Source organism: Bradyrhizobium sp. USDA 4501 (assembly GCF_054062115.1).
Map to the genome: position 1 here is coordinate 5,779,276 of NZ_JBSSEX010000001.1, position 21,496 is coordinate 5,800,771.

19 protein-coding genes are annotated in these 21,496 nt (G+C 65.8%); 9 read left to right on the forward strand and 10 right to left on the reverse strand.

Going from position 1 to position 21,496, the window contains the following annotated elements; genetic code table 11:
• Nucleotides 1-174: 174 nt before the first annotated feature.
• Both ACVWZM_RS26505 and ACVWZM_RS26510 read left to right on the forward strand, forming a co-directional pair.
• Nucleotides 175-1,848 (forward strand): mucoidy inhibitor MuiA family protein, encoded by a 1,674-nt coding sequence (locus ACVWZM_RS26505; RefSeq protein ID WP_253589068.1) that lies wholly within the window; start codon nucleotides 175-177, stop codon nucleotides 1,846-1,848.
• 169 nt (nucleotides 1,849-2,017) lie between these two features.
• Nucleotides 2,018-2,791 carry an enoyl-CoA hydratase-related protein gene (locus ACVWZM_RS26510; protein ID WP_456855302.1) on the forward strand — a complete coding sequence of 258 codons (774 nt, stop codon included), beginning with the start codon at nucleotides 2,018-2,020 and terminating at the stop codon, nucleotides 2,789-2,791.
• A gap of 439 nt (nucleotides 2,792-3,230) precedes the next feature.
• On the opposite strand, the gene ACVWZM_RS26515 is transcribed toward ACVWZM_RS26510, so the two are convergent.
• From ACVWZM_RS26515 to hemP, 5 genes are all read right to left on the reverse strand, one after another.
• On the reverse strand, nucleotides 3,231-4,583 hold the full coding sequence (locus ACVWZM_RS26515) for an esterase-like activity of phytase family protein (RefSeq protein ID WP_057015588.1): 1,353 nt from the start codon (nucleotides 4,581-4,583) through the stop codon (nucleotides 3,231-3,233).
• Between the two features lie 108 nt (nucleotides 4,584-4,691).
• Nucleotides 4,692-5,495: a heme ABC transporter ATP-binding protein gene (locus tag ACVWZM_RS26520; protein ID WP_456855303.1), complete on the reverse strand. Its 804-nt coding sequence runs from the start codon at nucleotides 5,493-5,495 to the stop codon at nucleotides 4,692-4,694.
• Nucleotides 5,492-6,592 carry a FecCD family ABC transporter permease gene (locus tag ACVWZM_RS26525; RefSeq protein WP_456855304.1) on the reverse strand — a complete coding sequence of 367 codons (1,101 nt, stop codon included), beginning with the start codon at nucleotides 6,590-6,592 and terminating at the stop codon, nucleotides 5,492-5,494. The genes ACVWZM_RS26520 and ACVWZM_RS26525 overlap by 4 nt, the downstream gene beginning before the upstream one ends.
• Nucleotides 6,589-7,539: a heme/hemin ABC transporter substrate-binding protein gene (locus tag ACVWZM_RS26530; RefSeq protein ID WP_076829927.1), complete on the reverse strand. Its 951-nt coding sequence runs from the start codon at nucleotides 7,537-7,539 to the stop codon at nucleotides 6,589-6,591. The genes ACVWZM_RS26525 and ACVWZM_RS26530 overlap by 4 nt, the downstream gene beginning before the upstream one ends.
• Before the next feature lie 8 nt (nucleotides 7,540-7,547).
• Nucleotides 7,548-7,754 carry a hemin uptake protein HemP gene (gene hemP, locus ACVWZM_RS26535; protein ID WP_057015592.1) on the reverse strand — a complete coding sequence of 69 codons (207 nt, stop codon included), beginning with the start codon at nucleotides 7,752-7,754 and terminating at the stop codon, nucleotides 7,548-7,550.
• Between the two features lie 251 nt (nucleotides 7,755-8,005).
• Between hemP and ACVWZM_RS26540 the strand changes: the two genes are divergently transcribed.
• From ACVWZM_RS26540 to ACVWZM_RS26565, 6 genes are all read left to right on the forward strand, one after another.
• A complete protein-coding gene (locus tag ACVWZM_RS26540) occupies nucleotides 8,006-10,351 on the forward strand; it encodes a TonB-dependent hemoglobin/transferrin/lactoferrin family receptor (protein ID WP_456855305.1) in 2,346 nt (781 codons plus the stop codon).
• A gap of 147 nt (nucleotides 10,352-10,498) precedes the next feature.
• The gene (locus ACVWZM_RS26545) at nucleotides 10,499-10,831 is read left to right on the forward strand and encodes an antibiotic biosynthesis monooxygenase family protein (RefSeq protein WP_021080657.1); all 333 of its coding nucleotides are present in this window, start codon (nucleotides 10,499-10,501) and stop codon (nucleotides 10,829-10,831) included.
• Nucleotides 10,828-11,352, forward strand: a complete 525-nt coding sequence (hutX, locus tag ACVWZM_RS26550) for a heme utilization cystosolic carrier protein HutX (protein ID WP_456855306.1) — start codon at nucleotides 10,828-10,830, stop codon at nucleotides 11,350-11,352. Before ACVWZM_RS26545 ends, hutX begins: the two co-directional genes overlap by 4 nt.
• Before the next feature lie 225 nt (nucleotides 11,353-11,577).
• Nucleotides 11,578-12,315, forward strand: coding sequence for a tonB-system energizer ExbB (gene exbB / locus ACVWZM_RS26555; RefSeq protein WP_375167051.1), 738 nt, complete (start codon nucleotides 11,578-11,580; stop codon nucleotides 12,313-12,315).
• A 3-nt stretch (nucleotides 12,316-12,318) separates the two neighbouring features.
• Entirely contained in the window at nucleotides 12,319-12,765 is a 447-nt protein-coding gene (gene exbD, locus ACVWZM_RS26560) for a TonB system transport protein ExbD (RefSeq protein ID WP_076829938.1), read from the forward strand.
• A 3-nt stretch (nucleotides 12,766-12,768) separates the two neighbouring features.
• Nucleotides 12,769-13,590, forward strand: coding sequence for a TonB family protein (locus ACVWZM_RS26565; protein WP_456855307.1), 822 nt, complete (start codon nucleotides 12,769-12,771; stop codon nucleotides 13,588-13,590).
• Between the two features lie 197 nt (nucleotides 13,591-13,787).
• Here the strand turns inward: ACVWZM_RS26565 and ACVWZM_RS26570 are convergent, their stop codons facing one another.
• The 4 genes from ACVWZM_RS26570 to ACVWZM_RS26585 all read right to left on the reverse strand — a co-directional run bounded on the left by ACVWZM_RS26570 (nucleotide 13,788) and on the right by ACVWZM_RS26585 (nucleotide 18,293).
• Nucleotides 13,788-14,630 carry a carbohydrate ABC transporter permease gene (locus ACVWZM_RS26570; RefSeq protein WP_016840579.1) on the reverse strand — a complete coding sequence of 281 codons (843 nt, stop codon included), beginning with the start codon at nucleotides 14,628-14,630 and terminating at the stop codon, nucleotides 13,788-13,790.
• Between the two features lie 46 nt (nucleotides 14,631-14,676).
• Nucleotides 14,677-15,633 (reverse strand): carbohydrate ABC transporter permease, encoded by a 957-nt coding sequence (locus ACVWZM_RS26575; protein ID WP_026193343.1) that lies wholly within the window; start codon nucleotides 15,631-15,633, stop codon nucleotides 14,677-14,679.
• A gap of 128 nt (nucleotides 15,634-15,761) precedes the next feature.
• Complete coding sequence (locus tag ACVWZM_RS26580; protein WP_057015596.1) at nucleotides 15,762-17,108, reverse strand: ABC transporter substrate-binding protein; 1,347 nt, start codon at nucleotides 17,106-17,108, stop codon at nucleotides 15,762-15,764.
• A 141-nt stretch (nucleotides 17,109-17,249) separates the two neighbouring features.
• The gene (locus ACVWZM_RS26585; protein WP_028340530.1) at nucleotides 17,250-18,293 is read right to left on the reverse strand and encodes a C-terminal binding protein; all 1,044 of its coding nucleotides are present in this window, start codon (nucleotides 18,291-18,293) and stop codon (nucleotides 17,250-17,252) included.
• A 276-nt stretch (nucleotides 18,294-18,569) separates the two neighbouring features.
• On the opposite strand from ACVWZM_RS26585, the gene ACVWZM_RS26590 reads away from it, so the two are divergent.
• Nucleotides 18,570-20,255 (forward strand): methyl-accepting chemotaxis protein, encoded by a 1,686-nt coding sequence (locus ACVWZM_RS26590; protein ID WP_057015598.1) that lies wholly within the window; start codon nucleotides 18,570-18,572, stop codon nucleotides 20,253-20,255.
• Between the two features lie 111 nt (nucleotides 20,256-20,366).
• Here ACVWZM_RS26590 and ACVWZM_RS26595 read toward each other — a convergent pair whose 3' ends face one another.
• Nucleotides 20,367-21,338, reverse strand: a complete 972-nt coding sequence (locus ACVWZM_RS26595; protein WP_229160502.1) for a Bug family tripartite tricarboxylate transporter substrate binding protein — start codon at nucleotides 21,336-21,338, stop codon at nucleotides 20,367-20,369.
• Nucleotides 21,339-21,496: the final 158 nt, after the last annotated feature.

Below are 21,496 nucleotides of genomic sequence, written 5' to 3' on the forward strand. Positions count from 1 at the left end.
AAGACATCGCCGCGCCATGCGGCAGCCGCGGCGGCGCCATCGTCGCGCCGCAGGGAAACCTCAATCGAACCAGTCCCTTCCTCGCTGCGTCTCACCACGAGAAACGGCGCGCAGTCGAGCCCGGCGCGCCGTTCGTCTCGCGCGCGATGCGGCGTTTTTTTCCGGAGGGATGTCATGTGTAGGATTGCGAATTATCTTGTGACCACCAGCCTGGTGCTGGCGGGTGCGCTGGTTGCCGGGCCGCTGCAAGCGGCCAATCTCGATGCGGCCTCGCAGGTCGATGCCGTGACCGTCTATCCCGATGGCGCGAGCGTCACCCGCGTCATCACGCTGGATCTGCCTGCCGGCGACAACACCCTCATCGCCAGGGATTTCCCGATCGGGCTCGATCCGTCCTCGCTGCGGGTCGAAGGCGAGGGCGGAGCGAAGCTCACGATAGGCGCGATCGACACCAAGCTGCCGGGGCCGCTGCTGCCGCAAAATCTCTCCGAGATCGACAAGCGCATCGAGGCGCTGAACGATCAGCGCGCCGATTTGCAGGGACTGATCAGCGCGGCCGAGGCGCGGCGCAAATTTGCCGAGCGGTTTGCCGAGGCGTCACCCGCGGGCCTCGGCGAAAAGGGCGAGGCGCGTCCGCTCAGCGAGTGGCGCGCGGCGTTCTCGGCGGTGGCCGACGAGGTCGCAACCGCCGACAGCGCGATCCGTGACGCCGAGCGCAAGATCCGCGTGATCGACCGCGACCTTGCGCAGCTCGCAGCCGATCGCACCAGCAAGCCGCCGAGCAAGGTCGAGGTGCGGATCGATGTCGCCTCGCAAGCGGCGACCAAGGCGACCTTGCGGGTCACCTATGCGGTTCCCAACGCGCGCTGGACGCCGCTCTATGACGCCCGGCTCGACACCGGCGCCAAAGACCGCAAGCCCGCGATCGAACTGGTGCGCCGCGCTGAGATCACCCAGTCGACCGGCGAGGACTGGTCGAACGTGGCGCTCGTCGTCTCCACCGTGCGGGTCGCGCGCGGCGGCAATGCGCCCGACCTCCGCTCGCTGATCGTGCAATATCCGCAGCCGCCGCGACCGCTGGCGAAGCTTTCGGGAGAGGCCAGCATGCGGTCGCGCGAGGCGCTGGCACCCGCGCCGGCCGCCGACGCGGTTCAGCAATTCCGCTTTGGTGGGGGACGCATGGACGAACTGGAAGCCACCGCCGAGGTCGGCGCCTTCCAGGCCACCTTCAAGATTCCCGGCCGCGTCAGCGTTGCCGCCAATGAGGGCGCGAAGAGCCTGCGCATCTCGACGGCGACCATCACCCCCGATCTCGCGGTTCGCGCCGTTCCGGTGATCGACCCGACCGCGTTCCTGGAAGCGAGCTTCGTGCAGGCCGACGATGCGCCGTTGCTGCCGGGGCAAATCTCGATCTACCGCGACGGTATCTTTGTCGGCCGCAGCCGGATGGCCACCGCCGCCAAGGACGAGACAGTGCGGCTCGGTTTCGGCGCCGACGACAAGGTCAAGATCGAACGCACGGTGGTGAAGCGCAACGAGGGCTCCGCCGGCCTGATCGTGACCACGTCGAAGACCGACGAGCGCGCCTTCAAGACCACGGTGCGCAACGGCCACGACTTCCCGATCAAGGTCGCGGTCCAGGATCAGCTCCCGGTCAGCGAGAACGACGATATCGTGGTGGAGATGCTGCCGTCGTCGACGCCTGCCACGACCACCAATCTGCGCGACAAGCGCGGCGTGCTGGAATGGGCGTTCGAGGCCAAGGCCGGTGATATCAGGGACATCAATTTCGCCTGGCGAATGCGCTGGCCCAAGGACAAGGGCGTCGTGATGGTGCCGGCGGGCTAGAGCCCGTGCCGGGGCTCTAGCGTTGTTGCTTGACGCGTTTTCTTCACGCGAACCGGAACCCACTTCGCTTGAAAACGCTATGAGGACCTGCGTCATCTGCCGATGACAACCCTGCCGATCTCGGGCATCACTTTGCCAAAGGCAACAAAGCCTGAGATCGGGAGGATCCATGAGCTACCAGCACATCATCGTCGATGATCCGCGTCCGCGCGTCCGCCGCATCACGCTGAACCGCCCCGAGAAGCGCAACGCGCTGAACAATCGCCTGCGCGGCGAGATCTTCGAGGTGCTGGAGCAGGCCGACCGCGATCCCGAAATTTCGATCTCGATCCTGCGCGGCGCCGGACCCTGCTTCTCGGCGGGCTACGATCTCTCCGCCGACAATCGCGTCGACCAGCCCTATCACTCGGCATCCGGGCCCGGCCAATGGTCGCGCCATGTCGTCGAGGGCTGGTTCTCGATCTGGGATCTCGCAAAGCCCGTGATCGCGCAGGTGCACGGCTATTGCCTCGCCGGCGGCACCGAGCTCGCGACCGCCTGCGACGTGGTCTACGTCGCCGACGACGCCCAGATCGGCTATCCGCCGGTGCGGCTGATGAGCCCGCCCGACATGCAGTATCACCCGTGGCTGGTCGGCATGCGCCGTGCCATGGAATTGATGCTGACGGGCGACGCGATGTCCGGCCGCGAGGCCGCCGAATGGGGCTATGCGACCCGGTCGTTTCCGCTCGCCGAGCTGGAGACGAAGACGCTGGATTTCGCCGAGCGCGCGGCCAAGGTGCCGATCGAGCTGCAGCAGCTCAACAAGCGTAGCGTCCACCGCGCGATGGAAATCATGGGCGCCCGCGCCGCGATGCGTGCCGGCACCGAGATCCAGGCGCTGGCCTTCACGACCGAGGCCAGCAAGGCCTACATGGCTTCCGCCGCGACGGCGGCAGCGTGAAGGCCCAGCTCGACCAGCGCGACACGACGTTCGGAGATTACCGGACGAAGAAGGAGTGACGATCACGGAAGCCGCGCGCTGAGCTGTATCACCGTCACCCTGAGGAGGCCGCAAAGCGGCCGTCTCGAAGGGCGGCGGCCCGGCTGTCTCCGCGCGGCTGCATCGGTGGCCGTGCATCCTTCGAGGCTCGCCCAGCGGCGCAATTGCGCCGCAAGGCTCGCACCTCCAGCGACAAAGGCGTAGCCTTTGCGCGGGGATGACGGAATGGCCGTCGTGCCGGGATGAGCATCACGCTATCCGCATATTCGCTGTCATGCCCCGCCTTGAGCGGGGCATCCAGTACGCCGCGGCCCATCCACTAAGTTCGGACGTCTCTGCAATACCGGGTCGCCCGGCCGAGCCGGGCAACGACACGCGTGTGATCGGCGAAAGCAGCCCTTCACTTCGCCTTCAGGAACTCGCCGACCTCGAGCAGCACGAACTCGTCGTCATCGGCCTTGTTCGGGTCGCGGCTGGAGGAGAACGGCAGGTTGTTGTCGTTGCCGACGATGATGTGGGTCTCGTCGACCCGGTCGACATTCTCGATGGTGAAGAACGGGAAGGTGTAGACGCCGTCGTTGAGCGGCTTGCGCGCCTTCTTGTTCGGATCGCGGATCTTCATCAGGTCGATATAGGCGATCTTGCGCACCGGCTTGCCGACATTGGCATCGGACAGCTCGATCTTGTAGACGCGCTTGAACTTGGCGAGGTCAGGAAAACAGTTCTCGCCGCGCTGGCCTTGCGGGCAGGCCTTGTCGGCGGTGCCTTCGCCATTGTCGCGCTCGATCACGAGGCCCTGGGCCGGATCGATCATGTTGAAGTCGCCGATCGCATTGCCGTTCTGCTCGAACGCATATTGCCAGTAGCGTCCAGTGAACTTCTCCGCCGCGACGTCGAATTCCAGGATGCGTGAGGCCTCCTTGCCGTCGACCTTCTCCCAATCCTTCTTGTCGGCATCCCACAGCGGCCCCTCGAGCAGGCCGTAAAGGAACTTGCCGTCCTTGGAGGAAGCAAAACCTTCATAGCCCTTGGAGCGGCGCAGGTTGACGTTGGTGTAGCTGGCGCCGGGCGCGCCTGGCGACTGCACCGCCCAGTGATCCGGCGAGCGCACCGGCTTGCCGTCGGCGACGGTCTCGAACACGGCGAGGATCTTGCCGGTCTTGTCGGCCTTGAGGATGTAGGGCCCGAATTCATCGCCGATCCAGAAAATGTCGTTGATGATCTGGAAGCCTTCGGTGTCGAAATCGGCACCGGTCAAATAGCGCTTGGCGGTGTCCTCGTGGACGATGCGGAACGGCACCTTCCTGTCGGGATCGTGCAGGAACACCGTCTCCTGACGCTCGATCTTGCCGCTCGCCCAGTCGATCTTGTGCCGGTTCAGGTACAGCATCGAGTCCGCCGAGTTGTAGCGCGAGCCCATGCCGTTGTCGGTGATCACCCAGAACGAGCCGTCGGGCATCACCTTGATGCCGGAATGGCCCTGCAGCGGCTGGCCCTTGAACGGCAGCGACACGCCGGTCGGCCGCTCGTACGATTTGCCCATCACGGTGCCGATGGCGTCGACGCGCTTGCCGGTGGTGTATTTGCCCGAGGTCTTCAGATCATCAGGGGCGTCGGCGGGCGCGTCGATGAAGCTCTCCGCCGGCATCACGGCGTGTCCCGCCAGCGTCGCCGGGAATTCGCCCTCACCCTGCGCGAATGCCGATGTGGCGAGCAGGATCGAGGCGACGGAGCAGAGCAGGGACAGGCGCATGGTTGATCTCCCAAAGGATAAACGATGCGGTGTTCTCCGAGCCGCCTGTTACAGCCGGCTGACAGTTTTGTGAACCGCGGATGTTGCGGCGGGATAAGGCTTGCGGCGTTACGTCGCCTTGCCCGCCGGCTGCATCGTCTGCGGCAGCAGGAACGGCACGCCGTTTCCGGTATAGGCGATCGCAGCGTCGATCTCGAAGATCTCGCGCAGCGTCTCGGCCTTCATCGCCGCCGTACGGTCGCCGTCGACGGCAAGCCGGCCGCGGTGCAGCAGCAGGATGCGGTCGGCGAACCGCATCGCGAGGTTGAGGTCGTGCAGGATCGCGATCACCGCGGTGCCGCGGGCGGCGCGCCGCCGGGCCGTTTCGACCAGGTCGATCTGGTGGCGCAGATCGAGGCTCGAGGTCGGCTCGTCCAGCAGCAACAGTCCCGGTCCATGCAGCGCTTCGCCGCAGGCGAGCTGCACCAGCACGCGGGCGAAATGCGCCCGCTGCTGCTCGCCGCCGGACAGTGTCGGCAATTGCCTGAAACGGAAACGCGCGAGCCCGACCTCGTCGAGCGCCGCCTCGACCAGCGCGCGCGCCACGGCACGCGGGCTTTCGCCGGCGCCCATGCTGACGATTTCCTCGACGGTGAACGGGAAGGTGACGTTGACATGCTGCGACAGCATCGCGCGGTGCTGCGCCAGCGCGCGCGGTCGGTAAGTTTGCAGGTCGCGCTGCCTCAGCCTGATCGCCCCGCGGGACGGACGCAGGTCGCCCGACAGCATCCGCAGTAGGGTCGATTTGCCGGCGCCGTTGGGACCGACGATCGCGACCATCTCGCCGGCGCCGATCTGCAGCGACACCGCATCGACCAGATCAGTGCCGCCGACCGTCATCGATACCGACTGTGCTTCGAGCAGGGCCGTCATAGCGACACCAGCCCGCGCTGCCGCAGCAGCATGGCGAGGAAGAACGGCGCGCCGATCGCTGCCGTCAGGATACCGATCGGCATTTCCGCGGGTGCCACGATGGTGCGCGCCACGGTGTCGGCGCCGACCAGGAGGATGGCGCCGAGCAGCGCGGAGGCCGGCAGCAGCAGCCGATGCGCGGGCCCGATCACCAGCCGCAACAGATGCGGCACCACGATGCCGACGAAACCGACCACGCCGCAGACCGAGACCGCGACCCCGGTCATCGCCGACACCAGCACGATCGAGATCCGCTTCAGCCGTTCGACGTCGACGCCGCTGTGGAACGCCTCCGCCTCGCCGAGCACCAGCACGTCGAGCCCGCGCGCGATCGAGAGGCAGGCGGCCAGCGCGACCGCCAGCACCGGCGCCAGCGCCGTGAGCTTGCTCCAGGTCGCACCGCTGAGCGAGCCGAGCAGCCAGAAGGTGATGTCGCGAAGCTGGCGATCGTCGGCGACGAACACCAGAAGGCCGATGCCGGCATTGGCGATCGCGGCGATCGCAAGCCCGGCCAGCAGGAAGATCGCGATCGATGTCCGGCCGCCGCGGTTGGCGATGCCGTAAAGCACGACGGTCGTGATCAGCGAGCCGGCAAAGGCCGCGATCGGCAGCAGCTGGTGTTGCAGGAAGCGCAGACTTTCGCCGAGATGGCTGTCGGTGAACACGATCGCGGCCGCCGCGGCAAACGCGCCGCCGGAGGAGACGCCGACCAGCGCGGGGTCGGCGAGGGGATTGCGGAACAGGCCCTGCATGATCGAGCCTGATACGGCAAGGAGGCCGCCGACCATCGCCGCCGCCGCGATCCGCGGGATGCGGATCGACCACACCACGAGTTGGTCGCGTGCGAGCAGCGGGTTGGCGACACGATCAGCCCAAAGCCCAAGCGCCGCCGGAAGCCGAGCCATTGGAATGCCGGCAGCCCCGACCGTCAGGGCGACGAGGGCGGTGCCTGCGAGCGCCGCAAGCAGGCAGAGCAGGGTGAGTGTCGCGGCCGGCCGCAGCGACATGCCGGCGCGCCGTCGTTTCGCACGCCGGCGGCGTTCGGCCAGCACGCTCATTGCCGGCAATTCGCGGTCAGCGCTGCCGGCTTGAAGTAGTCGGCCTCCGGCGCCAGCGCCGGATAAAGCTTGACCGAGAGGTCGCGTGCCGCGGCCGCGGTGCGCGGTCCGAAGCCGAGCAGATAAAGGCCTTCCATCGAGATGAAGGCCTTGTTGGCCGCGACCGGCGTCAGCGCGAAGGCCGGATGCGCGAACACGGCATCCGACGTCAGCGAATCCTTGCCGCGATCGATCGACAGCACGACATCCGGTTTCGCCGCCACGATGGCCTCGTCATTGACCGGCTTGTAGCCGTCGTAACCATCGATGGCGTTGACGCCGCCGGCAAGCCGGATGATCTCGTCCGCCGCGGTCTTGTGGCCCGCCGCCATCGCCCGGCCGTTCAACAGCGACATCACGAACATCACGCGCACCGGCTTCGTTACCTTGGCACGCAGCGCGCGCAGTTGCGCGAGATCGCTCTCCACCGCCGTGGTCAGGCAGGCGGCGCGCGGATCGGCGCCCATGGCGTGGCCCACCAGTCTGATCTTCTCGACCAGCCCGGCCTCCGAGAACGTCTCCGGCACCAGCACCAGCGGCACCTTGGCCGCCTCGAGCACGTCCATGGTCTCCTTCGGCCCTGAGCCCTGCACCGCGAGCACCAGCGACGGGTGCAGGCCAAGCACGCCCTCCGGCGACAGCTGACGCATGTAGCCGACGTCGGGCTTCTCGCGCAGCGCAGCCGGCGGGTAGAGGCTGGTCGCATCGACGCCGGCGATGCGGTCCTCGAAGCCGAGGGCGTAGAGGATCTCGGTGATCGCGCCGCCGATCGAGACGATGCGCGACGGATTGTCGATCACGACGTCGCGGTCGCGCGCGTCATGCACGGTGATGCCCTCGGCCGTCACGGCTTCGATCGGCAGCAGGCAGGAGAAGGCGAGCAAAGCGAGCGTGCGACAAATTGTCATCGGGGCCGTCACTTGGTCAGGATCAGCTTGTTCTGCGAGGTCAGCCGCAACCGGTAATGTTCTTCGCCGTGCATGATGATGATCTCGCGCTCCGCAGCGAACAGGTCGCGGCTGTCGAGACGATTACCGCGCATGATCAGCGTTTTGGCCGCGCCGGATGCAGGCTCGGTCTGCTTTCCGGCTGCGTCGATATTGTCTTCGGAAGCTGCGGACATATTGTGGTGCTGCGCCTGCGAAAATTTTCAAATGGTGTTTGCTTGTATAAGCGGACGAAGGCGCATTCCAACGGCGGCACTTTACAATCGATATAAACAGCGCTGCCGCATTCTTGACCGTTTTGTTGCCGGCTCGTAACCAATCCTCACGCGAGGCAAGCGGTGGCTTGATCGCGATGTAGCCAGCAAGCCGCTCGTCAGAGAGCGCACGCCAGCCAAACCAGAAAAGCGATGATCAGGCTGGGGCTAGAATGGCTGACGGGGCTAGGGTTTCGCGCGCCCTGATTTTGGGCGCGTTGGTATTTTCATTTGTGGCAGCACTGCCGGAACGCGGCTTCGCGCAGACCGCCGATCCGTCGGCGGCGCGTCCTTCGACCGAGCGGCCGAAGCAGGCCAAGCGGAAGCCGAAGCCGGCGGCCGAAGCTCAGGCGGCGCCGGCGGCGATGAACGCGCGGGCGCAGATCGGCGCGGTGCCGGTGCAATCGCTCGACACCATCACGGCGGTGGCCTCCAAGACCGAGGAGCGCGCGATCGATGCGCTGGCGCCGGTCAGCTCCGTCACGCTGGAGAAGATCCAGGGCCTGCAGCCGAACCGGCTCTCGGACATATTCTACAACGTGCCCGGTGTCTCGGTTCAGGAGCGCGGCGACGATCCGGCGACCGTCATCAACATCCGCGGCTTGCAGGATTTCGGCCGTGTCGCTGTTGTCGTTGACGGCGCGCGGCAGAACTATCAGCGCACCGGCCACAACGCCAACGGCTCGTTCTTCCTCGATCCCGAATTGATCGGCGGCGTCGACGTGGTGCGCGGCCCGACCGCGAACATCTACGGCTCCGGCGCGATCGGCGGCGTGGTCTCGTTCCGCACCAAGGATATCGACGACGTGGTGCGTCCCGGTGAGCGCTGGGGTGTCGACATGTCGGGCTCCTACGGCACCAACAAGGACCGCGGCATGGGCTCCGTGTTCGGCGGTGTACGCGTCGATCCGAATGTCGATGTGTTCGGCGGCGCGGTTTATCGCACCCAGGGCAATTACAAGGACGGCGCGGGCACCGAGATCGGCAACACCGGCAACGATATCGCGGCCGGCCTGATGAAGGTGACGTTCCGCCCGGCCGAAGGCCACGAGTTCAAGATCGGCGGCATCTTCCAGGACTACCAGTACAATATCGGTCAGCCGAACCGCGGCCCGACCACGACGGCGGCGCCGCTGGCGGCAATCGCGGGCTCCTCGGTCTACGCTTCCGACGCGAAGAACTACACGGGCACCTTGAGCTGGCGATATTCCAAACCCGGCGACATGCTGTTCGACTGGAACATCTCGGTCTACGGCAACCGCACCGACAACGACCAGGTCAAGACCTACAACAACCGCATCACCACCGGCGGCGGCGTCTGCACGCTCGCCAATCCCGGCAACAACATCTCCGGCTGCGTCGGCGACAAGCGCGGCTATTTGCTGGATACGGTTGGTGTCGACGTCAACAACACCTCGCGCTTCAATTTCGGCGACTGGCGCAACGCCGTGACCTACGGTTTCGACGCCTTCCGCGACGATGTCGAGACGTTCGATTCGCGCGGCAATTCCAACATCACGACGCCGGGCGGCCAGCGCACCGTGTCCGGCGGCTTCGTGCAGCTGAAGCAGAACTATTCGACCTGGCTCGAGCTGATCAGCGCTGTCCGCTACGACCATTACGAACTCAATTCGATCAACACCACGACCAGTGGCGACCGGCTGTCGCCGAAGATCACGCTCGGCGTCACGCCGGTTGCCGGCTTCACGCCCTATGTCAGCTATGCCGAAGGCTATCGCGCGCCGTCCATCACGGAGACGCTGATCGCGGGCGGTCACGCCACCGGCGGCGGGCCGGCGCTGTTCAACTGCCCTGACGGCACCAGCGGCCTGTTCTGCTTCCTGCCCAATGCAGCGCTGCGGCCGGAGGTCGGCAAGAACAAGGAAGCCGGCATCAACCTGAAATATGACGGCATCTTCAACGCGAGCGACTCGTTCCGCGGCAAGGTCAACGTGTTCCGTAACGACGTCGACGGCTATATCGACCTCGTCGCCTCGGCGCCGACCCTGACGCCGTTCGGGCGGTTCAGCCAGTTCTACCAGTACCAGAACATCGCCCACTCCCGCATCGAAGGCTTCGAGCTCGAGACGATGTATGATGCAGGCGACTGGTTCGTCGGCGTCGCCGGCCATCTGATGCGCGGCCGGAACACCCAGACCAATGTCGGGCTCGCCACCATCACGCCGCGCAAGGTGACGACGACGGGCGGCGTCCGCCTGCTCGACCGTTCGCTGATCGTTGCTGCGCAATGGTCCTCGTTCGGCGCCAACAACGACCTGCCGGCGGGCTATCTGCCCTCGACCGGCTACGAGCTCGTCAACCTCTATCTGACCTGGAACGCCACCAAGGACATCACCTTCACGGCATCGGTCGACAACCTCTTGAACCAGTACTACCGGCCTTATGCGATCCCGGGCTCCTCGACCGACGGCACGACGCAGAACGACGTGCTGTTCTCGAGCCCCGGTCCGGGCACCGTTTACAAGGCCGGACTCAGGATTCACCTAGGTGGAGCGTAACGCGAGACGCCGATCATTCCATCCAGGTTGCTCCGGCCGCGCTGGTGCCCCCAGCGCGGCCTTGGCGTATTCCTTGGCGCGTTCATGTTATTAACGAGATCAACCGGCAGGATCCCGGCATCCGCCGTCAAACAGGAGAGAGTTTTCATGTTCATCGCAATGAACCGGTTCCAGGTGATCAAGGGCAAGGAGCAGGCGTTCGAGACGGTCTGGAAGACGCGCGAATCCTATCTCGGCGATCTGCCGGGCTTCATCGAATTTCATCTGGTGAAGGGCCCCGAGGCCGAGGACCACACGCTCTATGCGACCCATACCGTCTGGGCCAGCAAGGCGGCGTTCGAGGACTGGACGAAATCCGATGCGTTCCGCCGCGCCCATTCGCGCGCCGGCAACGAGACCGGCGGCAGCCTCTATCTCGGCCATCCCAAATTCGAGGGTTTTGAGGTTCTGATCACCGAGCGCGCGAAGAGCCCGGCATGACGGAGACGGCCGCGCAGAACGCGGAGCTTGCGGGATTGAAGGCCTATATGGCCGACAATCCCGGCACGCTCATCGAGGACGTCGCGCGCGAGCGCAAGGTGACGCCGCGCGCGGTGCTCGAGGCGCTCCCCGAGAGCATGGTGCGGATCGGCGCCGGTGAATTTGCCGCCGCGATGCAGGACATCGCGGAGTGGGGCGAGGTGACGCTGATCGTGCATACCGATGACGCAATCTTCGAGTTCACCGGCGCCATTCCGAACGGCGCGGTCGGTCGCGGCTATTTCAACCTGATGCAGCCGAAGGGCCTGCACGGCCATCTGAGGCACGATCGCTGCGCGGCGATCGCGTTCGTCGAGCGGCCCTTCATGGGCAAGGTGTCGGCGTTCATCGCCTTCATCAATCGCGACGGCGGCATCATGTTCAAGGTGTTCGTCGGCCGCGACGAGACGCGCGCGCTGCGTAGCGATCAGCTGGTGCGCTTTCATGCGCTGGCGGACCGCCTCGCACCGAACGCGGGCTGAAGATTTCTTCTCCCTATCCCCGCTTGCGGGGAGAGGGTCGGGGTGAGGGGACCCTCCGGGCACCGTGCTCGTGGAGAGTCCCCCTCACCCGGCTCGCAACTTGCGATGCGATCCGACCTCTCCCCGCAGGCGGGGCGAGGTGAGATGCGGTTGGAGGTGAGTATGCTAATTCGCACGTTTGGCAGAAGTAGCCAGCTATCAATCGTCGTCCAGTTGATTGCGGTCGTGACTGCATCTCTCCCAAGCAGTAGCCTTGCCGCATCCGACGCCGCACTGCTGCCGCGCAACCTCTCGCCCTGGGGCATGTTCGAAAGCGCCGACATCGTCGTGAAGGCGGTGATGGTTGGGCTCGCCTTCGCCTCGCTCGTCACCTGGACGATCTGGCTCGCCAAGACCGTCGAGATCCGCCGCAAGACCGCGCTCGCCCGGCAGCGGATCGGCCTCCTTGAGCGCGACACCCAGCTTGCCGAGGTCGAGCAGGCGAGCCGCGACGGCAGCGATGCGGTAGCGCAGATCGTGCAATCGGCCTCGCGCGAGGCTGCGCTGTCCGGCGGGATGTTCGACGACGGCTTCAAGGAGCGCATCGCGCTGCGGCTGGAGCGGGTCGAGGCGGCGATGTCGCGGCAGATCGCGCGCGGCACCGGCGTATTGGCGACGATCGGCGCCACCGCGCCGTTCGTCGGCCTGTTCGGCACGGTATGGGGCATCATGAACGCCTTCATCGGCATCTCCGAGGCCCACACCACCAATCTCGCGGTGGTCGCGCCCGGCATCGCCGAGGCGCTGCTTGCGACCGCGCTCGGCCTGGTCGCCGCGATCCCGGCGGTCGTGATCTACAATCACCTGACCCGTTCGATCGCGTCCTACCGCGCATTGCTCGGCGACGCCTCCGCCATGGTGATGCTGCTGGTCAGCCGCGAGGGCGATCGCAGCCTGTTCCGGCTGGCACGCGCTGCGGAGTAGGCGATGGGCGCGAAGCTTGGCACTGGCGGCGCATTCGGCGGCCGGCGTCGTGGCGACGACGATCTGGTCGAGGCGCATGAGATCAACGTCACCCCGTTCATCGACGTGATGTTGGTGCTGCTGATCATCTTCATGGTGGCGGCGCCGCTCGCGACCGTCGATCTCGGCGTCGATCTGCCGGCCTCGACCGCCGAGCCGCAGCCGCGGCCGGACAAGCCGGTGTTCGTCACCGTGAAGTCCGATCTCTCCGTCGCGGTCGGCGAGGACGTGATCGCGCGCGAGACGCTGACGTCGACGCTCGATGGCGCCACACAAGGCAGGAAGGACGAGCGCATCTTCCTGCGCGCCGACAAGGCGGTCAGCTATGGCGATCTGATGGAGGTGATGAACCTGCTGCGCAACGCCGGCTATCTCAAGATTGCGCTGGTTGGCCTCGACGGGCGTAGCTGATCCATGAATGCGTACGCGCTTCATGATGCGGGCGGCGAGATCTGGCTGCGGCGCTGGGGCCTGTCGGTGGCTGTGATCCTGGCGGCGCATGCGGCAGTGCTCGCGGTTGGCATGAGCTGGGTCCCGGCGCCGCCGCCCGGCGTTGCGGTGCCGGCGGTGCTGGTCGATCTGACGCCGATCACCTCGGCGCCGGAGATTTCGGAGACCGAGCTGCCGCCGGGGCCGGCAATGCAGGAGGCCGACGCGTCGCCGCCGGAGCCTGCCGCCGCGCAGCCAGTGCCGCAGGAGATCGCGCCGACGCCGATGCAGGAGAAGCCCGACGTCGTCGCGCCGCCGGAACAGAAGCCGCAGATCACGCCGCCGAAACCCGAGCCCGCGAAAGTCGTTCCGGAGACGAAGGTCGAACCGGTCAAGCCGAAAGTGGTTCGTCGGGAAGCAAAGCAGCCGTCCGAGGCAACCCCGGCACCGCGCACCATCGCGCCAAGCCGCGCCGAACGGCAGGGGCCGGCAGCATCCGCGATCAGCGCCGGCGCAGCCGCGTCAGCGATCGCCGCTTATAACGCCCGCGTCCGCGCGCATCTGTTGCGCTTCCATTCCTATCCCGCAGGCGGCAACGGCCAGCGCGGGGTGGTCCGCCTGGTGTTCACGCTCGGCCGCGGCGGGCAGGTGCTGTCGAGCCATCTCGGCGGCTCCTCCGGCAATCCGACCTTCGACGCGCGCGCGTTGGCGATGGTGCGCCAGGCCCAGCCGTTTCCGGCGTTTCCGTCCGAGATCACGCAGGGCTCGATGGGCTTTTCCGTGCCGGTCGCGTTCGTGCCGCGGTAGTGCGCGACCTCGTTGAGAGAGGCCGCACATCTATTCCCGTCATCCTGAGGTGCGAGCCTTGCGGCGCACTTGCGCCGCTGGGCGAGTCTCGAAGGATGTACGGCCCGGCTGCTGGCCGTCGATTCTTCGAGACGCGCTTCGCGCTCCTCAGGATGACGGGGATAGATTGAGTTCGCTTCAATACGCCGGAAGCTCCGTTACTCCTTCACCGCCCCCGTCAGCGACGACACGTAGTAGTCGACGAACAGCGAGTAGAACAGCGCGACCGGCAGCGAGCCGAGCAGCGAGCCGGCCATCAGCGCGCCCCACTGGTAGACGTCGCCGGTGACGAGCTCGGTCAGGATCGCGACCGGCACCGTCTTGTTGGCGCCGCTCTGGATGAAGGCGAGCGCGTAGATGAACTCGTTCCAGGACAGTGTGAAGGAGAAGATGCCGGCCGAGATCAGGCCGGGCACCGCGAGCGGCAGCGTGATCCGCCACAGGATCTGCAACCGCGTCGCACCGTCGACCAGCGCGCATTCCTCGAGCTCGTAGGGGATCGACTTGAAATAGCCGATCAACAGCCAGGTGCAGAACGGCACCAGGAAGGTCGGATAGACCAGGATCAGCGCCAGCGGAGAATCGAACAAGCCGAACTGCACGATCACGGTGGCGAGCGGAATGAACAGGATCGACGGCGGCACCAGATAGGCGAGGTAGATGCCGAGGCCGACATAGGGACTGCCGCGGAAGCGCAGCCGCTCGATCGCGTAGGCGGCGAGCGTCGAGGCGAACAGCGACAGGAAGGTCGAGCCGATCGCGACCAGCATGGTGGTCTTCAGCCAGCGCGGATAGGCCGTGTCGAACAACAGATGCTTGATATGCGCGAGCGTCGGCGAGGTGATCCAGAACGGATTGTGCTCCTTGTAGTTCAGCAGCTCGGCGTTCGGTTTGAACGAGGTGACCGCCATCCAGTAGAACGGAAACAGCAGGATCAGGATGAAGCAGGCGAGCGGCAGATAGATCATCACCACGCGCCGGGCGCGGGAGTCCCACGCCATCGTATCGGGCGTGGCGCTGGCGACGTTGGAGGATTGGGCTGCAACGTCAGTCATTGGCTTCTCCCTGCTGCCATTTGCGGCGCGCGAGGCCGAAGTAGCTGAACAATGTTGCGAACACCAGGAACGGGATCATCGAGACGGCGATCGCGGCACCCTCTCCGAGCTCGCCGCCGGCGATGCCGCGCTGGAACGCCAGTGTCGCGAGCAGATGGGTCGAGTTGACCGGCCCGCCGCGGGTGATGGCGTAGACCAGCTGGAAGTCGGTGAAGGTGAAGATGATCGAGAACGTCATCACGATCGCCAGGATCGGCATCATCATCGGGAAGGTGATGTAGCGGAAGCGCTGCCAGGAGGTGGCGCCGTCGAGCATCGCCGCCTCGTAGAGCGAGGGCGAGATGGTCTGCAGCCCCGCCAGCAGCGAGATCGCGACGAACGGGATGCCGCGCCAGATATTGGCGGCGATCAGCGAGAACCGCGCCGGCCAGGGCGAGCCGAGGAAGTCGACATTGCTGTCGCGCCAGTGCAGCACGTCGACCAGGAGATAGGAGATGATCGAGAACTGCGGATCGTAGATCCACCAGAACGCCAGCGCGGAGAGCACCGTCGGCACGATCCACGGCAGCAGCACGATGGCGCGGATCAGGCTCTTGAACGGAAAATGGTTGTTGAGCAGCAGCGCCAACCAGAAGCCGAGCGCGAACTTTCCGAAAGTTGCGATCGCGGTGTAGAAGATCGAATAGAACACCGCGTTCCACCACAAGGGATCCTTGAGCAGATACTGGAAGTTCTCAAGTCCGATGTAGATGCCGCGCTGGCCGATCGTGGTGTCGGTGAAGGCGAGCCAGATGCCGAGGCCCAGCGGATAGGTGAGGAACACCAGCAGCAGGCCGATCGCGGGCGCAAGGCACATCACGATCAGGAACGGCTTGTAGTCGAACAGGCGCGCGAGCCAGCCCGGCTGGTGCAGCGCCGCGCCGCGTGAGGGGAGGGTGGTGACAGACATCAGGTTCTTGTCTCGGTCCGACTTCCAGGGGCATTCCGGGATGGTGCGTTAGCACCAGACCCGGAATCTCGAGATTCCGGATTCGACGCTACGCATCGCCCCGGAATGACAGCGGCTTGAGGTCGATCTTACCGGCCCTGCCGCCGGAAGTACCGCTTGGCGCGCTGTTCGGCTTCGGCGGCTGCGGCTTCGGGCGTTGCGGCATCGGTCGCGACCGAGGCGCACATCTGCACCAGCACATAGTCGGCGTTGACGGCGCCGGTCGCGGTCGAGATCGGCCCCTTGTAGCCGTTGTAGTAGGGGCTCCGCATCGTGTCCTTGAAGATCGCGACCTTGGGGTCGCTCGACCACACCGCGGCGTCGGCATAGGCCGCCAGCGGCTGCGACCAGTAGCCGGAGTTGGCGTTGAGCCACGGCTCGTACTGTTCGTGCTCGAGCATGAACTGCAGGAACGCCTTCGCGGCGTTGGGATACTTGCTGTGCTTGAACACCATTGCGTTCAAGGTCAGGCCGGACATCGGAGAGGTGGGAGCCAACCCCTTGATCAGGAACTGATGCGCGGTGTCGTCGGCGATCGCCTTGGTCGCGGGATCGTTCTTCAGCGAGAAATACAGCGAGACGCCGTTTGCGGTCAGGCCGATCTCCTGCGACGAGTAAGCGCGGTTGTTGGAGACGTCGTTCCAGGACGGGGTGCCGGCGATGAAGGTCGGATAGAGTTCCTTCAGATATTTCAGCGCCGCGATCGTCTCCTTGCTGTTGATGATGATGTTGCCTTCCTCATCGAGCAGCGCGGCGTTGTGCGACCACAACAGCCAGTTGGCGAAGCCGTTGCCGTCGCCGACCGCGTTGCCGAGTGCGAAGCCCGCGGGCTTGCCGGCCGCCTTCAGCTTCTTGCAGAGGTCGAGGAAGCCGGCGTGGTCCTCCGGCACCTTGTCGAAGCCGGCGGCGTTGACCAGCGACTTGCGGTAGACCAGCGGGCCGCCCGAGGCGCCGAACGGCAGGCCGACCCAGCTCTTCGACTTCGAGCGCATGCCGTATCGGCGCGCCAGCGTGAGCCATCCGCCATAGCGCTTGTCGAGATAGTCGGCGACATCGGTCAGCTCGATCAGCTTGTCGATATAGATGTGCGGTGCGTCGCCGAAGCCGATGATGATGTCGGGGCCGGCGCCGGAGTTCGAGGTCACGGCGGTCTGCTGGTTGATGTCCTCCCAGCCGACGAAGTCGACTTTGATCTCCACGCCGGTCTTGTCGGTGAATTTCTTGGCATTGGCGCGGAACACGTCCTCGTCGGCCTGGACGAAGCGTACCGGCCGCAGCATGCGCAAGGTGGCGTCCTTTTCGATCGGCAGCGACGGCGCCGCCACGTCGGCTGCCTTCACCTTCGACGCCTCCTGCGCCGAAGCGCCGGTAACCGCCAGCGCCGCCGCGGAAGCCCCCAGCACCAGCGCGTCGCGACGCGTGATCTCGTACTTCATGTCGTTCGCACTCCCGTTCTTATTGTTTCGTTGTTTTTTCCTTCCCGGCGTTTGGCCGCCGGTGAAGGTGTCTTGGTCTCGGCGCCTGCCGCGCAAAGGGCCCGCAAGAGACGGGCCCCGCACGAAAAACGCATTCCCGCCCTAGCTGTTCGGACCGCGATCCATGCTGACGGGCTGCCAGCGGCGCAACGCGGTGTTTTGCAGCACCGACGGGTTGACGCAGCTTACCGGCCACATGCCTTGCAGCACTAGTGACAATTCGTAGCCCACCCGGCGCTTGCGCGCCTCGTCAAAACGTGCCGACGCCGACGCGACATGGGCGGTCAAGGTAACATTGTCCATCCCGAGCATCGGATTGTTGTGCGACGGCGGCTCCTTTTCCAGCACGTCGAGCGCGGCGTGGGCGATCCAGCCCTCTTGCAGCGCCTTGATCAGCGATTCCTCGTCGACCGTGGCGCCGCGGCCGGTGTTGATGAAGATCGCCGACTTTTTCATCTGGCGAAAATGCTTCTCGGTCAGCATGTGGTGCACTTCGGGCCGCGCCGGGGCGTGCATCGAGACGAAATCCGACTGAGACAGCACCTCCGACAGCGTCGAGGGGATCACGCCGTGGTCGTACATCAGGGTTTCCTGGATGAAGGGATCGTAGGCCACCATCCTGAGGCCGAACGGCGCGGCGCGCTTGGCCACAGCGCGAGCGACCCGGCCGAACGAGATGAAGCCGAGCGTCTGGCCCATCAGGCGCGGAATCTTCAAAAGCGCCGGACGGCCCTCGGCCCAGCGGCCGGTGCGCACCATCTTGTCCTGCTCGATCAGGCGGCGGAAGCCGGCGAGCAGCAGCATCATGGCGTGGTCGGCGACCTCCTCGATGAAGGTGTCGGGAATGTTGGTGACGGGGATGCCGCGGGCGGTCGCGGCCTTGACGTCGACCGAGTCGACGCCGACGCTGCCGAGCGTGATCACCTTGCAGTTCTCGAGCGCGTCGATGACCGCCTTGGTGATCGGCATGCCCTTGGCGTAGATCGCGTCCGCGGTGCGTGCCGCCGCGATGAATTCGGCCTCGTTGGCCGGCGCCTCGACGATCTCGGCGCCGATCGGATCGAGCGCCTCGCGCTCATAATCGTAGCCGCCGCCGGCGACCGTGAAGCTCGCGCCCTTCGGCGTGACCACCCTGAATTTCGACATTGTCTGCTCCCGATGTGAGTCTGCTGTTCTTGCTTCTTGCTGGTTTGCTTCTTGATCTTGATTCTTCTTGCTTCTTGGAGCGCGGCTGGGTCGCCGCCTTCCCATGCTTGTACGCGAGCCGCGCTGTTCTCTCCACAATTGCCGGTTGGTCCGCGGCCTGATTCTCCGGGCTTCTACGGGGAACCTCCGTAACCATCAGGTAAAGGGTCTCACATTACGGTGCGCGGAATCAATCCGCCAATCGCGTCGCGTTCCCCGCCTCTTCTGGAGACCCCCGTGAAGCTGTCAAATCTGAAGATCACCCCCAAGCTCGGCATTCTGGTGGGGGTGACCCTCCTTGGCCTGTGCACGGCCGGCATCCTCGCCGGTCACCTGATGCAGCGGGAGATGATGAATGCGCGCATCGACCAGGCCAAGGCCATCGTCGAGATGGCGAAGAACATGGCGGCGGGCCTGAAGAAGGATGTCGACGCCGGCAAGCTGACCAAGGAAGCGGCACTGGCCGAGTTCGGCAAGCGCGCCAACACCCTGACCTACGACAACGGCGCCGGCTATCTGTTCGGCACCGACTACAGCGGCATCACGGTGCTGGCGCCCGATCCGAAGCAGGTCGGAACCAATCGCATGGACATCGTGACCAATGGTCGCAAGCTCTCGCAGGAACTGATGGACGGCGTGAAGGCCAAGGGCGAGATCCTGCTGTTCTATGATTATGTGAAGCCCGGCCAGGAGACGCCGATCCGCAAGCTCGGCTACGCCGTCGCGGTCCCCGGCTTCGATATGTATCTCGGCACCGGCGCCTATCTCGACGATATCGATGCCAAGATGCGGCCGATTGCCTGGCTGCTCGGCCTCGCGATCCTCGGCATCGGCATCGTTTCCGGCTCAGTCGCCTGGCTGATCGGCCGCAGCATCTCCCGTCCGCTCAACCTGCTCGGCGCCCGCATGCGCGACATCGCCGACGGCAAGCTCGACGGTGACATCCCCGGCGTCGGCCGCGGTGACGAGGTCGGCGGAATGGCGGCCACGGTTCAGGTCTTCAAGGACAACGCGGTTCGCATCCGCGGCCTGGAACAGGCCGAGGCCGAGACCAAAGCACGCGCGGAGGCCGAGCGCCGTGGTGCGATGGAGAATATCGCCAACGATTTCGAGCGCAGCGTGAACGGCATCGTCCGCACGGTGGCCTCCGCCGCCGCCGGCATGCAGACCACGGCGCAGTCGATGACCGCGACCGCAAGCGACGCCAGCGCGCGGGCCGCGACCGTCGGCGCTGCGTCCGACAGCGCCTCCAACAATGTCGGCACCGTCGCCGCTGCCGCCGAGGAGCTCTCCAGCTCGGTTGCGGAGATCTCCCGCCAGGTGGCGCGCTCCAGCGAGGTCGCGAGCCAGGCGGTGGCCGATGCCGAGCGCACCAACGCGACCGTGCAGGCGCTCTCCACCGGCGCCGAGAAGATCGGCGAGGTGGTCAAGCTGATTCACTCGATCGCGGCTCAAACCAACCTGCTCGCGCTCAACGCCACCATCGAGGCGGCGCGCGCCGGCGAATCCGGCCGCGGTTTCGCGGTGGTCGCCTCTGAAGTGAAGGCGCTGGCCAACCAGACCGCGAAGGCGACCGAGGAGATCTCGGCGCAGGTCGCCGCGATGCAGGCGTCCACCGGCGAGGCGGTGACCTCGATCGGCGGCATCACAGCGACGATCGCGCAGATGAGCGAGATCACCGCCTCGATCTCGACCGCGATCGACCAGCAGGGCGATGCGACGCGCGAGATCGCGCGCAACATCCAGCAGGTCGCGGCCGGCTCGAGCGAGATCTCCGCCCATATCGGCGGCGTCACGTCAGCGGCCGCCGCCACCGGCACCGCGGCCGGCGACGTGCTGTCGAATGCCCGCGAGCTCGACACCCAGTCCGGCATGCTGCGCAACGCGGTCGACGAGTTCCTGCAGAAGGTGCGCGCGGCGTAAGGTTTGTAGGCCTGCCCAAACGTCATTGCGAGGAGCGTAGCGACGAAGCAATCCATCTTTCCGTGCATGCGGATCGATGGATTGCGTCGCTTCGCTCGCAATGACCGGGGCCTACTGCTTCTCGATTCCGGCGTCGGCGATCAGCTTCTCCCACAGCACGAGCTGCTCCTTGAGGAATGCCTCGAACTCCTCGGGCGTGCCGGAGAATGCCTCCATGCCGCGCTCGGCGAGTTGGCTCTTGATGTCCGGCCGCTCGACGATCTTGCGGATCTCCGCATTCAGCCTGACCACGACGTCCTTCGGCATGTTGGCGGGGCCGAGATAGCCCTGCCAGGAGGTGATATCGAAGCCCTTCACGGTGTCGTCCATCGTCGGCAGGTCCGGCAGCAGTGCCGACTTCCGCTTGGTGGTGACGGCGAGCGGCTTCAGCACCTTGGCGTTGACGTGCGGCAGCCCGGTCGGCACGTCGATGAACATCATCGAGATGCGGCCGGCGATGACGTCGGTCAGTGCCGGCGGTGAGCTCTTGTAGGGCACATGCAGCAGGTCGATGCCGGCGAGGCGCGCGAAGGTCGCGCCGGAGACGCTCGCCGATGACGAGCCACTGGCGTAGCTGTACTTGCCCGGCTCCTTCTTGGCGAGCGCGATCAGCTCGGCGACCGAGTTCGCCGGGATGTCCGGATGGATCACCAGCATGAAGGGCAGGTCGCCGGTGCGCGCGATCGGCGTGAAATCCTTGATCGGATCGTAGTTCATGGTCTTGAGCAGATACGGATTGGCCGAGTGCGTCGTGTTCGTGGTGACGAACAGCGTGTAGCCGTCGGGGGCGGAGCGGGCGACATAGTTCGCCGCGATCGAGCCGTTGGCGCCGGCCCGGTTGTCGATCACCATGCCGACGCCGAGCGCAACGCCGAGCTCCTTGGAGATCAGCCGCGTCGTGGTGTCGGTGCCGCTGCCGGCGGCAAACGGCAGCACCAGCGTGATGTTGCGGGTGGGATAGGTCTGGGCAAGTGCCGCCCCGGATATCGCCGCAAGCGCGGCGGTGGCTGCGGCCGCCAGGCAGCAGTATCGTCTCAATCCCATGACCATGTCGTCGTCCCCCCGCGCAGGCCCTGAACAGGCCCATTGCGGCCGAAGCTAACCCGGCCGCCATGGCCGCGGAAGCCGTGCCGGGAGCAGCCTTTCGCCGCATGGCCACTCCCGGGCCGTCGCAGGGGCACGCTGCCAAAAATATCGAAAAC

Excerpts from the sequence above, each read along its gene's own strand:
- ACVWZM_RS26505 (WP_253589068.1), top strand. The coding sequence starts at position 175 with ATGTGTAGGATTGCGAATTATCTTGTGACCACCAGCCTGGTGCTGGCG.
- ACVWZM_RS26510 (WP_456855302.1), top strand. The coding sequence starts at position 2,018 with ATGAGCTACCAGCACATCATCGTCGATGATCCGCGTCCGCGCGTCCGC.
- ACVWZM_RS26515 (WP_057015588.1), bottom strand. The coding sequence starts at position 4,583 with ATGCGCCTGTCCCTGCTCTGCTCCGTCGCCTCGATCCTGCTCGCCACA.
- ACVWZM_RS26520 (WP_456855303.1), bottom strand. The coding sequence starts at position 5,495 with ATGACGGCCCTGCTCGAAGCACAGTCGGTATCGATGACGGTCGGCGGC.
- ACVWZM_RS26525 (WP_456855304.1), bottom strand. The coding sequence starts at position 6,592 with ATGAGCGTGCTGGCCGAACGCCGCCGGCGTGCGAAACGACGGCGCGCC.
- ACVWZM_RS26530 (WP_076829927.1), bottom strand. The coding sequence starts at position 7,539 with ATGACAATTTGTCGCACGCTCGCTTTGCTCGCCTTCTCCTGCCTGCTG.
- hemP (WP_057015592.1), bottom strand. The coding sequence starts at position 7,754 with ATGTCCGCAGCTTCCGAAGACAATATCGACGCAGCCGGAAAGCAGACC.
- ACVWZM_RS26540 (WP_456855305.1), top strand. The coding sequence starts at position 8,006 with ATGGCTGACGGGGCTAGGGTTTCGCGCGCCCTGATTTTGGGCGCGTTG.
- ACVWZM_RS26545 (WP_021080657.1), top strand. The coding sequence starts at position 10,499 with ATGTTCATCGCAATGAACCGGTTCCAGGTGATCAAGGGCAAGGAGCAG.
- hutX (WP_456855306.1), top strand. The coding sequence starts at position 10,828 with ATGACGGAGACGGCCGCGCAGAACGCGGAGCTTGCGGGATTGAAGGCC.
- exbD (WP_076829938.1), top strand. The coding sequence starts at position 12,319 with ATGGGCGCGAAGCTTGGCACTGGCGGCGCATTCGGCGGCCGGCGTCGT.
- ACVWZM_RS26565 (WP_456855307.1), top strand. The coding sequence starts at position 12,769 with ATGAATGCGTACGCGCTTCATGATGCGGGCGGCGAGATCTGGCTGCGG.
- ACVWZM_RS26570 (WP_016840579.1), bottom strand. The coding sequence starts at position 14,630 with ATGGCGTGGGACTCCCGCGCCCGGCGCGTGGTGATGATCTATCTGCCG.
- ACVWZM_RS26575 (WP_026193343.1), bottom strand. The coding sequence starts at position 15,633 with ATGTCTGTCACCACCCTCCCCTCACGCGGCGCGGCGCTGCACCAGCCG.
- ACVWZM_RS26580 (WP_057015596.1), bottom strand. The coding sequence starts at position 17,108 with ATGAAGTACGAGATCACGCGTCGCGACGCGCTGGTGCTGGGGGCTTCC.
- ACVWZM_RS26585 (WP_028340530.1), bottom strand. The coding sequence starts at position 18,293 with ATGTCGAAATTCAGGGTGGTCACGCCGAAGGGCGCGAGCTTCACGGTC.
- ACVWZM_RS26595 (WP_229160502.1), bottom strand. The coding sequence starts at position 21,338 with ATGGGATTGAGACGATACTGCTGCCTGGCGGCCGCAGCCACCGCCGCG.